The organism is Devosia sp. SD17-2, from assembly GCF_029201565.1.
Classification (GTDB): domain Bacteria; phylum Pseudomonadota; class Alphaproteobacteria; order Rhizobiales; family Devosiaceae; genus Devosia.
Window position 1 is genome coordinate 1,944,262 of sequence record NZ_CP104002.1, and the last position, 15,514, is coordinate 1,959,775.

Genomic DNA, 15,514 nt, shown 5'->3' on the forward strand with positions numbered 1-15,514 from the left:
CTGGATTACGACTTAATTGCCATGAGGTCCGGACGGAGCTCGCCGGCGGTGTTCAGCTGCGCATCTTCCACCTTGGTTGAGACAACCGCGAAGTTCAGCGGCTCAAACAAAGGCTTCCAATATGCCTCGCTGATCACCAGCGCCTGGATCTCGTCGAGAATGACCTGACGTTCCGCCGCATCAACGGTCACGCGCTGCTCGGCGATCAGTGCGTCGAGTTCCGCATTATCGTGGAATGCACGGTTGAGCGCTCCGGTCGAATGGAGAACAGGATAGACAATGTCGGCATCGGTGTAGGAATAGGTCGAAATCACCATGTCCTGTCCACCCTGTGAGGTGATAGCTGACCACTGGGCGATCGGGAGCGTCTCGATTGCCACTTCGACGCCCACCTCGGCCAGCTGGGCCTGGATGATTTCCGCCGTGCGGCGGATCACTGGAGTGTCATTGGTGACGAGCGTCACCCGCAGACCTTCAGCATGCCCGGCTTCGGCCAGAAGCTTCTTTGCTGCGTCCGGATCGTAGCCGTAGGCGAGATCTGCAGTTGCTGGCGAGTATCCGCTGATGGCGCTCGCTATCGGTGACGTCGCGACCGCTGCATTCCCGTCGAGAGCGAAGGCAATCATGCGCTCAACGTCGATGGCATGGGCGAAAGCCTTACGAACATTGGCGTTGTCAAACGGCGCGCGACGCTGGTTGAAGACCAGGGCGCGCATCATCTGCGCAGGGCGCTCAAGCACAATCGCGTCCGGATTCTGGCGCAGACGGCGGACTGCATCCAGTGGCACTGAGCCGCCGGTATAGATAGCGTCGATTTCGCCCGTCTCGAAGGCGGCAAGACGAGTTGCGTCTTCCGGGTAGTGGAAGAACTCGACGGCTTCCAGACGCGCAGGCGTATTGACCGCACCATAGTCCGCATTGCGTTCCAGACGGATGCCACGATCGGTGGACCAAGACGCAAGTCGGAACGGACCCGCACCAACCGGCTGGCGACCAAACTGATCGCCAGAGGCTTCGGCAGCGGTCGGCGAGATTGGCGCCGAATAGCCGAGGGTCAAGCCAACCCACACCGGCACGAAAGGCTCGGTGAAGTGGTAGGCGACGGTGACTGCATCGATGGCCTCGGCGCGCTCCAGTGGCCCAAGGAAGAAGGCACTGGGCGAGGCATTGTCGGGATTGAGATGACGGGCGACCGTCCAAGCCACGGCTTCGGCATCGCAGGGCGTGCCATCGTGGAAGGTTACCCCTGGCTTGAGCTTGAAAGTCAGCGTCCGGTTCTCATTGCTGAACTCCCAGCTTTCGGCCAGGCCGGCAAACACATTGCCCTCATAGTCGCGACGCGCGAGGGGTTCATAGATGAGGTCCATCGTGGTCGACGACACCGAAAGCGTGGTGCGATGCGGGTCCAGCGTGTCGGGTTCTTCGGAACGGCCCACGCGGAGCGTTCCATTGGCATCCTGGGCCATTGCCATGCCGGGAAGGCCCAGGCCAGCGGCCGCGCCCAAAGCTGCAGCGCCGGTTAGAAAACCGCGGCGCGACAGCGAAAAGCGCTTGAGATAGTCTCGCGACAGGGCGTCGAATTCCTGAGGAGAAAGCTTGTTCAAAGACATGAGGCGAATCTCGTTTTGAATGGGCCTTAGAGGGCAGTGAAAGAGAGGTTTTTCATGCGGTCGGTATTCTGGGTGAAGCCGTCCTCGGTCACGAGGAGCGTGCCGATCCAAGCCTGACCAGGCGACAGCTCACTTCCTTCGGGAAGCATGATCCAAAGATCGGCGTCGGCTGCCACCAGCGAAGTCGTCAAAGCGCCGATCCCAGAGCGAAGGTGGAATTTCGCCGTCTGGCTGTCGCCAGTAATTTCGACCTTGAGGCTCTGCGTTTCATTGACATAGCGACCGGCCAGAGGCTTGGACGCAGAGGCATCCTTGGCGAGCGGCACATAGCTGCGTGCAGTACCGCAGAACAAGCCATCGATCGTGTCTCCAGCACCCGGCTTGAGCACGAGATCCGTGATCGCGCGCTCTGGCTTGGCGCCGGTCGGATGAGCGAAGTCAAAGGGGGATACGCTGCCCGAATGAAACGCTGGCACACCATCGGCCGTGACGATCTCGAAGATATCGGAGCCGTCCTGATGGCGGTAACGACCGGGATTAAACGCTATGGGGGCAGGGGGCTTGTCACCAAAATAAATGTCGGCGAGACGGCGGCCAACCGAGAAGGTGGCCATTTGGTCGTTGTTCGCAATGATAACCACGCCCAAGCCGTCGTCGATGAAGCGGGTCGATTCAGATTTGCCGCCAGCGACTGTACCGCCGTGGCCGACTGCGCGTCGTCCACGATATGTATCCGTTACCAGGCCGAGACCATAGTAGCCCTGAACACCGTTGGTGTAGGTGCACGGCGTGGACATGCGATCATACATCTCCGGGGTGCCAACCTTGGGCGACCAGAGATTTTGCTGCCATATGATCATGTCGGCCAGCGTGGAGACCATGCCGCCTTCGCCACCAAGATCAAGGCCCCATCCAAGATTGTACCAGCCGTCCGCACGACGGGTGTAGTGTGCAGCCAGGCGATCAATGACGGCCCCGTCGCAGCGCATCAGCGACGTGTCCTTCATGCCAAGGGGGCCGGTGATCCGCTCTGTCAACACATCGTTGAATGATTTGCCTTCGATCTGTTCGATGATCTCGGACAGCATGAAGAAGCCGGCATTGCAGTAGGTCATGGCGCTGCCGGGCGCAAAATTGAGGGCGTCCTGCCGCGCGATCACATCGCGTCCAGTCTGGCGCGTTGACGGGGCGTAGATGGACAGGCCGGAAAAGATCATTCCTTCCAGGTGGTCGCGGTAACCACTTGTGTTCTGCGCCAGATGGAGCAGGGTCACTTCGTGCTCGAGGGTAGGTACATAAGGGAGATACTTCTGGACCCGATCGGAGAGCGAAAGCTTGCCTTCGGCCTCTAGCATCAGCGTCAGCAGAACTGTGAACTGCTTGGTTTGCGAACCAATGCGCAAGATCGTGTCGCGCGCCATAGGCACTGCGTTGTTGATGTTGGCCAGGCCGTAGGTGCCGGAGAAAATTTCTTTGCCGTGTTCGAGCACAGCGACGACCGCCCCTGGGCCTGCAGCTGCGTCAAGATGAGTGAAAAGTCCTGCGGCCTTCTGGCCGAAGTCGGGCCTAGCTCTAGTCATTAGTCGATTGTCCCCCTTGCCCATTACGCTGTTCGGCCAGCCGAACGCGCGTTCATGCTGTCGGGAATGCAGCTACATCACTGCTGCGATTAAGCGGCTTTTCCCTCTGCCCTTAATTTGTTAAGTGTGTGGGTGGATGTGTCAAGCGATTTTCCTATGCGCTAAATTCCTTGATGCCCCTCCCTTTGCCAATGTCAGTTTTATGGAAATTCTGGTGATTCAACCGCCGAAACTGAGTGAGTGCCTGCGAGCCGTGAGGCAGCGTCATGGGTGGACATTGCAACAGGTCAGCGATCGGACGGGCGTGGCCCTGTCGACGCTGTCAAAGGTCGAAAACGACCTGATGTCGCTGACCTATGACAAGATTGTCCAGATCTGCGAAGGCCTAGGCATTCCAGTGACAGAAATGCTGACAGTTGAGGATACAACCGGCAGGGAGCGCACTCGGCGCTCGCTTGTCGGTCCAGCCAACACGTTGGAACTTCAGACGCGCAACTATGACTACGAATATCTTTGCACAGATCTGATCAACAAGCGCATGGTGCCGATTATCGCGCGGTTGCACTCTCGTGATATCAAGGATTTCGGTGGCCTGATGCGGCATCAGGGCGAGGAATTCGTCTATGTGATAGAGGGTGCTATTGAAATCCACACCGACCATTATGCTCCTGCCCGGATCGCCGCTGGCTCTGGTGTGTACATCGACAGTACGATGGGTCACGGCTACATCTCAGTTGGAGAGGGCGAAGCCATAATTTTGTGCGTTTGTTCAGCGCCCGAGCCCAACTTCGAACAAGTGTTAATCAGCGTTATCTAATCGCCTTCTCGCCCAATATTCACCGCACCAATGCTTGAGCGGCGGGAATGGGCGCTCGTCCGTACCGCAGGAAACGACCCCATTGCTGACGTTCGACACGACATGGCAAGATCCCGAAAGCTTTCGCTACGCAGCCCGGGCCATTTTCGGCTGCGCGCTCATCCCGGCTGTTTAGCGTGCCTCTAGAGTTTTATACGACTGCATCCCGCCTCTTTCAGTTATGACGTGAAAAACCCACGCTGGCCGGTGTTGTGTTACAGCGTGCGCTTCTGAGTTGCCGGAGCGTACTGCGAAATAATTATCAGCTCCCGTTTCTCTGATTGTTGGCGACACTGTAGAGCGCGTTTGCCCGGCTGAGGTGATCCGCCATATGCTTGGCCGCGCTGATTTCGTCGCCGCTCTCGATCGCGTCCAGTATGGCTGTGTGCTCGAGGATTGTCAGCTCTTCGTGGCCGGGGCTACGGACCAAATGGGCGTGGAACTTTGCTAGCCATGAGAACAGGGCCTCACTCAAAGCAGCAAATATTGGATTGCCGCTGAGCTTGGCGATTTCGACATGAAAACGGCCGTCCAGCGTGAGAAACTCTGCAGCGGAGTGCGCGACACTCTGTTGCTCGGCGACCAGAGTGCGAATGGGATCGATTTGCTCCTTTGCGCAGCCCCGCGCGGCAAGGCGGGCCATCTCTACCTCGAAAGTCAATCTGGCCTGCTTGAGGTGATCCAGGCTGTTTTCAGAATGCGACAAAACATGGTGCATTGTTTGCCCCAACTGGGCGATGGCCTGCTCCAGCGAAGGCTCGGCGACCTTTGGTCGTTCCCCATGCCTGATTTCAATCAGTCCCATCCGCTGCAAGTTCTGCATCGCTTCCCGGATCGCCGGTCGTCCAACCTGATAGAGTGACATCAGTTCTCGTTCGGACGGCAGAAGGTCGCCTGGGGCTACATCGCCGTTCTGAATCTGGGCAAGCAGTCGCTCTTCGATCTGATGGGAGAGTTTGCGCCGGATGATCGGGTCCTGCTGGCTGCTGTTCATACGTCGTTTTTTTCCTTCGGACTTAGCCATCCGCGCGGGTCGCGTTTGAAAGGCCCCCGAGAAGGGAGGTCGAAAAAAATCCCTATCCCGGAGCGAGTCCGAACAGCTGGTATTGCCAATATACCAGTTTCGGCAGCCGGCAACAGTGCAAGTGCTTGAACCCGTAAACGGACTGGTATAATCACTACACCATGACGTGTTTGTCGATGGACTGCGATGCGGTGCTCAGCCACATCCACCCAAATTGGGAGTGAGGAAATGACAAAGATCGCGCTGTTGGGTGCAGGTGGTAAGATGGGCGTCCGCCTGTCGAAGAATCTCCAGGGCTCGCGGTTTGACGTTGCCCATGTTGAAGTGTCAGCTGAAGGTCAGAAGCGGCTGCAGGACGAGGTGGGCGTGGAATGCGTCGAGCGCGCTGATGCCCTGGCTGGCGCGAATGTGATTGTTCTTGCTGTGCCTGATCGCCTCATCGGCAAGATACTTCATCAGTTTATCGATGAGGTCGACGCAGGCACTCTGATCGTCATGCTTGACGCTGCTGCGCCCCACGCGGGCGAACTCCCAAAGCGCGACGATGTCAGCTATTTCGTCACTCATCCCTGTCACCCGCCGCTCTTCAACGATGAGACGGACCTCACGGCTAAGAAGGACTATTTTGGCGGCGTAGCTGCCAAGCAGCATATCGTCTGCGCGCTTATGCAGGGACCGGAAGAGCATTATGCGCTCGGCGAAGAGGTTGCTCGGACCATCTACAAGCCGGTCATGCGTGCGCATCGCTGCACAGTAGAAGCTATCGCTATTCTTGAGCCTGCGCTGTCTGAAACAATCGGTGCCACGCTGTCTCTTGCCCTGCGCGAGGCGACCGATGAGGCTGTGCGACGCGGGGTTCCGAAGGAGGCGGCGCGTGATTTCATGCTGGGCCATCTCAATATCGAACTTAGTATTGCGTTCGAAGAATTCCCGGAAGGCAAGTTCTCCGATGGGGCTCTGCACGCTATTTCGGCTGCCCGTCCGGTGATCTTCAAGGAGAACTGGCTCGATGCCATCTTCGCGCCGGAAGCTGTGCTGGCCTCTGTCAAAGAGATTTGCAATCCGCCTAAAAAGGATAGCTGACCTGTAGCGAGGCGGGCGTCAGCGGCGCTGAGAGCAGAAAATCCGGGCAGGGAGTGACTCGGGTGCAGGAAGAAAAGCTACTCGAAATCTATGGCACATCGCAGCCCCCTTCGGAGGTGCGATGCGTCGCTATCGGCGCTGTGGAGCTTCGCCTAGAGGATGGCGCGGTCCGGGGGCTTTATTTCGATGGGGTGGAGGTATTGCGAGGCGTGGATTACCCCGTTCGCGATGCCAATTGGGGGACATATGACGCAGAAACTCTCGATGATGAGTTGCTGCAATCCGCCTCAAGTCTGACTTTTCGCCGCCGTTTTCGGACGGGGGCGGGGAAGTTGGTCGGGAATTTCTCCATCGAGTGTTCGAGCCAGGGCGTCGTCGACCTCTCCCTGGATCTCGAGACCCTTAATGATATCGAGGTCAATCGCGCAGGCTTCGTTATCCTTCACCCCGCCATTTGTGCCGGATGGCCCATTCGGGTGACGCACAGTAACGGGCGCATCACCGAGGGTGTCTTCCCGTCACGAATTTCCGCCGGCCAGCCCTTCTTCGATATCACAGCTATCTCTCAATCCGTGAACGGCGTCGCCGCGGTTCTCGAGTTCAAGGGAGAGGTGTTTGAAATGGAGGACCAGCGCAACTGGTCCGATGCTTCATACAAGACCTATTGCCGGCCGCTGGGGTGGGAACGCCCATATGTTCTCGCCGCGGGCACAAGAATTCAGCAGTCCATTCGGGTTGCAATGAAGGCAGAAGGTCAGACCCGTCATGGTGGACGCCCGCAAAGCCTGAGCCTGGGAGGTCTGACCGGCCGGCCGATCCCGGAACTTGCCTTCGCGCTGCAAAACGGATGGCAAGGCACTGCTCAGGCGTTAGACGCATTTGGCAATACGCCGGTACTTCTCCGCATTGATCTTGCTGATGATCAGTGGGCAAGCGGCCTGCAGTTGCTTCTCACGTCCCTTTCGGCGCGTCCCCTGGATATGGAAGTTGTTGTGCCGGACCACACAGGCGAGGCTCAGGCTCGGCTTCTGCAGCTTCACGACGTCATGTGTGCGGTGTCAAAGATGCCGAGGCATCTCACAGTGGTGCCGACTGCCTATTTGAAGAGCTACCAGCCCGACGAGGCATGGCCAAGCGGCCTGTCGCTGGTCGATGCCGCAGCCATGGCGCGCAGCGTATTTGGGAGTAGCCGGATCGGTGGGGGTGTTCTGACCAACTTCACCGAGCTTAATCGCTGCCCGACCGCTGCCATTGCCGGTGACTTTGTAACCCACAGTACGACAGCAATCGTTCATGCGGCGGATGACCTCTCTGTCATGCAGACCCTGGAAGCGCTGCCGCAAATATTTTCCAGTGCCGAAACGCTGGGGGAGGGCAGGCCGTGTCGGCTCGGGCTCGTATCGATCGGCATGCGGTCAAACCCCTATGGGGCATCTCTGGCTGCCAACGACGCGCGCGTCCGGCGCCCCATGGCTATGGACGACCCTCGCCAGCAGGGTCTGTTCGCCGCCGCATACATGGTGGGTGCAGTTGCGGCTACCCAAGGCAGCAATGTCGAGTTTATGGCGTTGGCCTCGCCGTCCGGGCCTTTCGGCCTGGTGGATGCGCAAGCTGTTTACCCTGCCTATCATGCCTTCCTGGGGCTGCAACGCCTTGCCGGGCACGACCGACGCACAGTCGACACGCCGCAGTGGTGCGCAGCCGTGGCTGCACGCGTTGGGGAGGCTGAAGGCATGGTGCTGGCGAATTTAACCTCAGAGCCACAGCTCCTCCACCTTCCAAATTCGGTGCGGTTTGTTGTCCTTGATCAGTCGCAACAGGATGCGAAGTGGCTAGCTGAGACGACGCGCCAATCAAGCGATGAGATCGCGCTGGGACCCTACGTAGTGGCCTTTGCCACTAGGGGCTCAGATGACCTGTTCCAGGGCCGCCTATGAGTTCGCATCGAACCGACAGTCATCGGGCCCCGATATTAGCCAAAATATTCCTGCGGAAGGATCGCCTGTGAGTGATCGCATAATTGCCCATTACCTGATCGAAACCGCATCAGATGTCCGCAAGGCCGCTGAAGTCATGGCGGGGGAGCAATCCTCGGGGACTTTTGTCGCCGTGCCTGGTGAGACACCAGAACTGACGGAGCGAGCGGGAGCGCAGATCGTTGGACTGGAAATGCTCGAGCCTGTCGACCAGCCTTCGCTTCCCGGGGCAAAGCCGGCGGGCGTGGGCGAGCAATATCAGCGTGCTCGCGTTACGCTGTCCTGGCCGATCGAGAATATGGGCCCCTCACTGCCCAACCTTGTCGCGACAGTCGCCGGAAATCTTTTCGAATTGCAGCAGTTCTCGGGGCTGCGCCTGCTCGACCTCGAGCTGCCTACACCGTTCTTTTCGTCCTATCCGGGCCCTCAATTCGGTGTGGGTGGGACGCGCGCCCTCAGCGGTGTGGATGCCGGCCCGCTTATCGGCACTATTATCAAGCCCAGCGTCGGATTTGGACCGGAAGAAACTGCGGGCCTCGTGAAAATCCTGTGCGAGGGCGGTATCGACTTCATCAAGGACGATGAGCTGCAGGCAAACGGCCCGTATTGCCCGTTCGCCTATCGCGTCGACGCGGTAATGGCAGTGATCAATGAGCACGCCGATCGAACGGGGAAGAAGGTGATGTTCGCCTTCAACGTCACCGGTGACCTCGACGAGATGCGCCGAAACCATGATCTCGTCCTCGAGAAGGGCGGCACCTGCGTCATGGCCAGCCTCAACTCGGTGGGCCTGGTTGGGATGATCGAGTTGCGCCGCCACGCTCAACTTCCCATCCACGCCCATCGCAATGGCTGGGGCTATCTCTCGCGCCACCCGATGCTGGGATGGTCCTACGTGGCCTGGCAGAAAATATGGCGCCTCGCCGGTGCGGACCACATGCACGTCAATGGCCTGCGCAACAAGTTCTCGGAAGGCGACGAGAGCGTGCTCGCCTCGGCGCGCGCTTGCCTGACCCCAATGTCAGAGCAGTCGCCGTGTATTGCCATGCCCGTGTTCTCTTCTGGTCAGACGGTCAGCCAGCCCCCCGATACCTATGCAGCACTCGGGTCTCTCGACCTGATCTACGCTGCTGGTGGTGGCGTGGTGGCGCATCCTGACGGCATTAGCGCCGGCGTGCAAAGCCTGAGAGAGAGCTGGACCGCAACTGTGGCGGGCATTCCACTCAAAACCTATGCGAAAGATCATCCCGCTTTGGCCCGGGCTCTTGAAAGCCTCAGTCGATGAGCATTCGCGAAAATGGTCGACTGCTATCTTGGTACGGTGACGACTTCACCGGCTCTGCAGCTGTTCTGGAGGTTCTCGCCTTCGCCGGTGTGGAGGCCGTGTTGTTTCTCGACGTGCCTACCCAGGCGCAGCTGGCTGCATTTCCAAACGCGCAGGCAATCGGTCTCGCCGGCGTGGCGCGATCGTTCTCGCCCAAATGGATGGACGAAAACCTGCCGCCGATATTTGAGGCCCTCGCAAGGCTCGGGGCGCCCCTTGTGCACTACAAGATCTGTTCGACGCTCGACTCCTCTCCGGAAATCGGCTCGATCGGACGCGCTGCAGAAATCGGCCAGCGGCATCTCGACAGTGCTTGGTCGCCAGTCCTCGTGGCGGCACCTCCGATCGGCCGCTATCAGGCCTTTGGGCATCTCTTTGCTAGTTCGAGCCAAGGGACCGTGCGCCTCGATCGTCACCCGGTGATGAGCCGCCACCCCGTCACGCCGATGGGAGAGAGCGACGTCGCACTCCATCTCTCGAAGCAGACCTCCGAGAAAGCGGGGTGCATCGACCTGCTTGGGCTTAGAGGGCCCGACAAGGGTTTGGGCGCGCTCAAGGCGCTGCGCAATGAAGGCGCTCGTCTCATAACTTGCGACACGATTGACCAGTCCGACCTCGTGGCTGCAGGGCAACTAATCTGGAACCATAGGGCAGAGGCGCCGCTGGTGATTGGCTCGCAGGGGATCGAGTACGCTCTGATAGCCTATTGGAACGCGATTTCCGCTTTGCCCGTGAGAGCGGCGCCCCAAAGTGTCGGAGATGTCAGCCAGATCGCCGCAGTCTCAGGGTCAGTGTCCGCGACCACCGCCGAGCAGATTGCCTGGGCAGGCAACAATGGTTTTGGCCTGATTGCTTTCGATGCTGCTGCGGTGGCGGATCCCGCTGGTCGGGCGAGAGCCGTAAATGACGCAGTTGAGGATTCCAAGGCTGTCCTGTCGTCCGGCAAGAGTGTGCTCGTGCATAGTGCCCGGGGACCTGACGATCCGGCCGTTGAAACCTTCCGCAAGGCAGTGAGCGCATCCGGCCTCGATTTGGCGGAGGCCAATGCGGAAGTGGGCAAGGCACTCGGTCAAGTCCTGTCCCGACTGCTGCAGGAAACCAGTATTCAGCGCGCGGTGATTTCGGGGGGAGACACTTCCGGACACGCGACACGTCAACTGGGGGTCGACGCACTGACTGCCTTGGCTCCCACTGTTCCAGGAGCCGCGCTCTGCGCGGCCCACGGAACCCTAGCCCGTCCCCTGCAACTGGCGCTCAAGGGCGGACAGATGGGGACGCCCGACTATTTTGGTTGGATCAGAGCAGGTGGTGGCGCCGCCTATCGAAACGGCCAGCGCTAGTCATGACTGGCCAACTGGTATAATGACATGAACTTGTGGTGAGCTCCCTGTGCAAAGGCGGCCCCATAGGAGGAGGAGTGAACATGAAGACCGCATTCAAATACGTCCTGTTTGGCAGTGCCCTTAGCAGCCTGGCTCTCGTCGCCACCCCCAGTTTCGCATCTCCCGATGCGCCGGTTATTGCTCTCGCGAACTCGTTTTATGGCAATACCTGGCGCCATCAGATGGTCGAAGCTTTCGAAGATGCGGCCGAGGAAGCCAAGGCTGCGGGGCAGATTGCTGACTACATCGTGCTTAATGGCGATGGCAGCGTAGTGCAGCAGAATAGCCAGATGGCCGAGTTGATACTCAAGGGTGTCGACGTCATCGCGATCAACGCCGCTTCTGAAACGGCAGTTAACGGGATGATCGAGCGCGCCTGTGCCGCCGGCATCATTGTCATCAGCTTTGACTCTGTGGCCTCTGCACCCTGCAATTATCAGCTCAATTTCGACTTCCTTGGCTATAAGGCCGAGCAGGCGGAAGCCGTGATGCAAATGATTGGCGGCGAAGGCAATGTGATCGTCGTGCGCGGCGTCGCCGGCTCTGCGCCAGACGAAGCGATGTATAGTGCGCAGCAGTCCGTGCTGGAGAAGTATCCGGACGTGAACGTTGTCGCCACCGTCTACGGACAGGCCACCGCGTCGGTCGCACAATCTGCTATCGCCAACGTCCTGCCGAGCCTGCCGCGCGTCGACGCTGTGCTGGGTCAGGGGGGGAGCGATGACGTCGGTATCGCGCAGGCCTTCGTGCAGTATGGCGGTGAATACGAGGGCAACATGCCCATTATCGAGGGCGGTGGCGGCACCGACTTTATTCGCTGGTGGGCCGAAGCGAACGCCGAAAATGGCTATGAAACGATCTCTATGAACACCACGCCCGGGATTGGCGGGGCCGCCTTCTGGCTTGGCCTCTCTCTGCTGCAGGGTGCGGAGGCTCCCAAGCAGATGCTGATGCCGGTTGCTACTGTAACCAATGAGAATCTGGCGGACTATGCCGATGTGGCTCCCGGCCGCATTATTAGCCCGTCCTATTCTCTGGAATGGGTTCAAACCAATCTGCTGTCGAACTGACAGCCACGACGCATGATTGTGCCGGAGGCTCAAAAGCCTCCGGTAGGTTTTAAACTCAAGGTTGCTCCATGCCTGTTGCTGCTGCCTCCTCGCCTGTGACCCAAAGTCCCACACGGCCAGATGGTGAGATCTTCCTGACCTTGAAGGGGATCACCAAGAGCTATGGGCCGACACTCGCCAATTCCCTGATCGACCTGAATGTGGCGCGGGGAGAGGTGATCGGGCTGGTTGGCGGCAATGGCGCGGGCAAGTCTACCCTGATGAAAATCCTCTGCGGCGTGACGGCCCCGACCTTGGGGGAAATCGCCGTTTGCGGAGAGAGCCTTTCGTTCGCGACTTATGACACGGCGTCTGCACAGGCGCATGGCGTCCGCATGGTGCATCAGGAGCTGTCCCTGTGCACCAATCTCTCCGTAGCAGAGAACTTTTTTATCGAGTCTCCAGGGGGCGCGACTCCCGCACCAGGTTGGCGCCGCCGATACCGCGAGAGGGCACAGGCGGCGCTCGATGATGTCTTTCCGGACCACCGCATCGATGTCGACGCAGCGATCTCACGTCTGAACATAGGCGAGCGCCAGATGGTGGAAATTGCGCGCGCCTGTGCAACGCCTGGCGTCCAATTGATCATTCTCGATGAGCCGACATCATCACTTGGTCCAGAGCGGTCCGGCCAGCTTCGCAGTTATGTTTCGCGCCGCGCTGCCGAAGGGATGGCGTTCATTTTCATCAGCCACAAACTTAATGAAGTCATTGAGGTTGCGACGACTATTGCCCTTTTGCGCAATGGCAAGCTGGTCTGGCGAGGCGCCGGTTCGGAGGCCTCAGTCGAGCAATTGGTATCCCTCATGGGGGGCGCCAAGGAGACGACGAAGCTCGCGCGCACCGAACCCTCTGATGTCTCTGGCGAGACATTGGTCACTTTAGATGCCAGTTGGCGTGCCGATGGCGGAGGGCCTATCGAACTGCGTCGCGGTGAAACGATTGGTCTGGCGGGGCTTGAGGGCAGTGGCCAAGCAGAGTTGCTGCATGCAATATTCGAGGGCAATCACTCCGGGGTGAAAAGGCAGGCAGCCGCGACTTTCGTTGCCGGCGATCGAAAGAAAGAAGGCATATTTCCGCTGTGGGATGTGCTCTCAAACATCTCCATTGGACGCCTTGCCAAGCGCTCGGAACTTTCTTGGATTTCGGCAAGCGATGAACAATCGGCCGCAGTCAGCGCGGCTTCCAAACTGAGACTCGATCCGGAGCGTATGCAATCTGGGATCACCGAGTTGAGCGGAGGGAACCAGCAAAAAGCCCTTGTTGCGCGCTCGCTCGTTAATGAAGCGCCGATCATCTTGCTGGACGACCCCATGCGCGGCGTTGATATCGCCACGAAGCAGGATTTCTATTCCCTGATAGACGAAATTGTCCCGACTGGACGAACAGCCATATGGCATACAACCGAAGATCGCGAGCTCCTTAGGGCGGATCGCGTTCTGGTACTCTCGCACGGAAAGATTGTGCGGGAGCTTGTCGCCAGTGAGATTTCAGAAGCGTCCATCGTGGAAGCGTCATTCTCCGGTGAGAAGACTTCTGCGACAGCGAGCGGCGGTTCTACTCTCGATTGGCGCCGGCTCTTCGTCACGGCAATGCCCTATATCAGCCTCGCGGCTGTATTTTCACTGATGGTACAGTCAAATCCGATGGTGGCGACCGCCTTCGGGCTCGACCTCCTGCTTCTGCCTGCCGTTGCCCTGGCCTTGGTGGCAATCGCGCAAATGTTCATTGTAGGTGGCAGTGAAATCGACCTGGGGGCAGGTGCGTTCGCGGGGTTGATCAGCGTGCTGAGCGCCACCCTTCTCTTTGATCAGCCGCTCCTCGGCGTGGGAAGTATCCTGCTGGCAGTGCTCGGATATGCAGCTATGGGTGCGATCATACAGGCGCGGAAAATTCCGGCGATTGTCGTTACCCTCGGGGCGTCCTTCATCTGGCTGGGAATTGGACTGTCCATTCAGCCAACGCCAGGTGGCAGCAGCCCAGCGTGGCTCTCAGCCATCGTCAGTTGGTCTTTTGCGGGAATTCCAACCGCCATCATCCTGCTGGCCATCGTTGCCGCAGTAGCCCTCTTCATCGACCGAACCCCGCTTGGTGTTGCCTTGCGCGGATTTGGCAATAACCCAGCTGCGATGACCACCAGTGGATGGTCTGCACTTCGTTACAGCGTCATCCGTTATCTCATCGCGGGAGCATTTGCATGCGCTGCGGGGATGATGCTGACGGCCGTGAACACGGCGAGCGATATCAACTCGGGCAATTCCTATACTTTGCTTAGTGTGGCCGCAGTGGTGATGGGTGGTTGTGCACTCTTCGGCGGGCTCATAACGCCACTTGGCGTGGTAGTCGGTGCGGTCACCCTGTCTTTGATCGGCGCGCTGCTTGGCATCCTGAATGTATCAAGTGACTTCAACGCTGCCACGCAAGGCGGGGTGCTGCTTGCAATCCTCGCGCTTCGTAGCCTAGCCAGCCGCGACACGGAGGAAAACTGATGGACGCGCTGCGCTCATTCGTGAGGACAAATCGTTGGGTCTGGTCCGCATTGGCGGTCATGCTGCTTTGGATCGTCCTGGCCGCGGTGACTGGTCGATGGAGCCTTGCCAGCCTGTCAGGTATTGCGTTGTCCGCCTCGTTCCTGGCGCTTGCCGGTCTAGGACAAATGCTGGTTGTAACGACGGGAAAGGGCAATATCGATCTATCGGTCGCCACAGTCATGACGCTTAGCGCTTATCTGGGCATGCTGATCATCCGTGGTTCGGACGACATGCTGATAGTCGGGCTATTGGCGACTCTTGGCCTTGGCATCGTCGTGGGTATGATAAATGCCTTTCTGGTCATCGCTATCCGCATCCCGGCGATTATCGCGACCCTTGCGTCCGGATACGTTCTCGCGACAGCGACGCTATTGGCCAACCGGTCGCTGCAGGGCGCAACGGTCAGTCCACTGCTCAAGGGCTTTGCGAGTGGACGGATCATGGGAGTTCCCCTCATGGCAGTAGTTGCGGTGGTGGTCGCGGCCGGCTTCGCCGTTGTCCTGCGCAAGACCGCATATGGGCAGCAGCTTTCTGCCGTGGGACAGAGCCGTGCAGCAGCGAGCGTGGCCGGCGTGCGTGTCAATCGCGTCGTGGCGATTGCCTTTGTAGTCTCTTCCGTGCTGGCAGCATTCAACGGCTTGATGCTGGGTGCCTATGTCGGCGGGGCGTTTCTGGAGATGGGGCAGCCCTATCTCCTGCAATCGGTGGCTGTTGTGGTTATCGGCGGTACCCTGATCTTTGGCGGGTCGGCGACCGCAGCCGGCACGTTGTTCGCGTCCGTACTCCTTGTTCTCGTAGTCACTTTGATGCAGATCATGGGCTTGCCCAGGGGTGCCCAGGACATGATCCAAGGGGCTGTAGTTATCCTTGTACTCGCCTTGGCGGTGCAGGGCGGCACATTCAAAGCGGCAAAACCGCAAGCAAATTTGGCATGAATGGCTTGGGGGGGCGGCATGACGTTCTTTGCCCTCCCTCACAGTGAATGACATGGTTGCAGCAGTGAGCGTCAATCCCGTGTCGGCAGCCTTAGGGTCAAGCC

General features: G+C 59.1%; 11 protein-coding genes. 8 read left to right on the plus strand and 3 right to left on the minus strand.

Features of this window, described 5'->3' with window-relative positions; translation table 11 throughout:
- Positions 1-5 precede the first annotated feature (5 nt).
- Positions 6-1,610: an ABC transporter substrate-binding protein gene (locus NYQ88_RS09515; protein WP_275654690.1), complete on the minus strand. Its 1,605-nt coding sequence runs from the start codon at positions 1,608-1,610 to the stop codon at positions 6-8.
- A 26-nt stretch (positions 1,611-1,636) separates the two neighbouring features.
- Complete coding sequence (locus tag NYQ88_RS09520) at positions 1,637-3,214, minus strand: serine hydrolase domain-containing protein (protein ID WP_345774625.1); 1,578 nt, start codon at positions 3,212-3,214, stop codon at positions 1,637-1,639.
- A 178-nt stretch (positions 3,215-3,392) separates the two neighbouring features.
- Between NYQ88_RS09520 and NYQ88_RS09525 the strand changes: the two genes are divergently transcribed.
- Positions 3,393-4,007 (plus strand): XRE family transcriptional regulator, encoded by a 615-nt coding sequence (locus NYQ88_RS09525; RefSeq protein ID WP_275654691.1) that lies wholly within the window; start codon positions 3,393-3,395, stop codon positions 4,005-4,007.
- A 301-nt stretch (positions 4,008-4,308) separates the two neighbouring features.
- Here NYQ88_RS09525 and nanR read toward each other — a convergent pair whose 3' ends face one another.
- Positions 4,309-5,040, minus strand: a complete 732-nt coding sequence (gene nanR, locus NYQ88_RS09530; protein ID WP_275654692.1) for a transcriptional regulator NanR — start codon at positions 5,038-5,040, stop codon at positions 4,309-4,311.
- A 258-nt stretch (positions 5,041-5,298) separates the two neighbouring features.
- Here nanR and NYQ88_RS09535 point away from each other — a divergent pair, with 258 nt between their 5' ends.
- From NYQ88_RS09535 to NYQ88_RS09565, 7 genes are all read left to right on the plus strand, one after another.
- Complete coding sequence (locus tag NYQ88_RS09535; protein WP_275654693.1) at positions 5,299-6,153, plus strand: phosphogluconate dehydrogenase C-terminal domain-containing protein; 855 nt, start codon at positions 5,299-5,301, stop codon at positions 6,151-6,153.
- A 62-nt stretch (positions 6,154-6,215) separates the two neighbouring features.
- The gene (locus tag NYQ88_RS09540) at positions 6,216-8,090 is read left to right on the plus strand and encodes a hypothetical protein (protein WP_275654694.1); all 1,875 of its coding nucleotides are present in this window, start codon (positions 6,216-6,218) and stop codon (positions 8,088-8,090) included.
- A gap of 67 nt (positions 8,091-8,157) precedes the next feature.
- Positions 8,158-9,414 carry a ribulose-bisphosphate carboxylase large subunit family protein gene (locus NYQ88_RS09545; RefSeq protein ID WP_275654695.1) on the plus strand — a complete coding sequence of 419 codons (1,257 nt, stop codon included), beginning with the start codon at positions 8,158-8,160 and terminating at the stop codon, positions 9,412-9,414.
- On the plus strand, positions 9,411-10,793 hold the full coding sequence (locus NYQ88_RS09550; protein WP_275654696.1) for a four-carbon acid sugar kinase family protein: 1,383 nt from the start codon (positions 9,411-9,413) through the stop codon (positions 10,791-10,793). The genes NYQ88_RS09545 and NYQ88_RS09550 overlap by 4 nt, the downstream gene beginning before the upstream one ends.
- An 83-nt stretch (positions 10,794-10,876) precedes the next feature.
- On the plus strand, positions 10,877-11,905 hold the full coding sequence (locus NYQ88_RS09555; RefSeq protein ID WP_275654697.1) for an ABC transporter substrate-binding protein: 1,029 nt from the start codon (positions 10,877-10,879) through the stop codon (positions 11,903-11,905).
- A 68-nt stretch (positions 11,906-11,973) separates the two neighbouring features.
- The gene (locus NYQ88_RS09560; protein ID WP_275654698.1) at positions 11,974-14,433 is read left to right on the plus strand and encodes an ATP-binding cassette domain-containing protein; all 2,460 of its coding nucleotides are present in this window, start codon (positions 11,974-11,976) and stop codon (positions 14,431-14,433) included.
- Positions 14,433-15,410 carry an ABC transporter permease gene (locus NYQ88_RS09565; RefSeq protein ID WP_275654699.1) on the plus strand — a complete coding sequence of 326 codons (978 nt, stop codon included), beginning with the start codon at positions 14,433-14,435 and terminating at the stop codon, positions 15,408-15,410. The genes NYQ88_RS09560 and NYQ88_RS09565 overlap by 1 nt, the downstream gene beginning before the upstream one ends.
- The last annotated feature ends 104 nt before the right edge of the window (positions 15,411-15,514 follow it).

Coding starts and splice junctions, on each gene's coding strand:
- NYQ88_RS09525 (WP_275654691.1), top strand. CDS start 3,393: ATGGAAATTCTGGTGATTCAACCGCCGAAACTGAGTGAGTGCCTGCGA.
- NYQ88_RS09560 (WP_275654698.1), top strand. CDS start 11,974: ATGCCTGTTGCTGCTGCCTCCTCGCCTGTGACCCAAAGTCCCACACGG.
- NYQ88_RS09520 (WP_345774625.1), bottom strand. CDS start 3,214: ATGGGCAAGGGGGACAATCGACTAATGACTAGAGCTAGGCCCGACTTC.
- NYQ88_RS09535 (WP_275654693.1), top strand. CDS start 5,299: ATGACAAAGATCGCGCTGTTGGGTGCAGGTGGTAAGATGGGCGTCCGC.
- nanR (WP_275654692.1), bottom strand. CDS start 5,040: ATGAACAGCAGCCAGCAGGACCCGATCATCCGGCGCAAACTCTCCCAT.
- NYQ88_RS09515 (WP_275654690.1), bottom strand. CDS start 1,610: ATGTCTTTGAACAAGCTTTCTCCTCAGGAATTCGACGCCCTGTCGCGA.
- NYQ88_RS09565 (WP_275654699.1), top strand. CDS start 14,433: ATGGACGCGCTGCGCTCATTCGTGAGGACAAATCGTTGGGTCTGGTCC.
- NYQ88_RS09555 (WP_275654697.1), top strand. CDS start 10,877: ATGAAGACCGCATTCAAATACGTCCTGTTTGGCAGTGCCCTTAGCAGC.
- NYQ88_RS09550 (WP_275654696.1), top strand. CDS start 9,411: ATGAGCATTCGCGAAAATGGTCGACTGCTATCTTGGTACGGTGACGAC.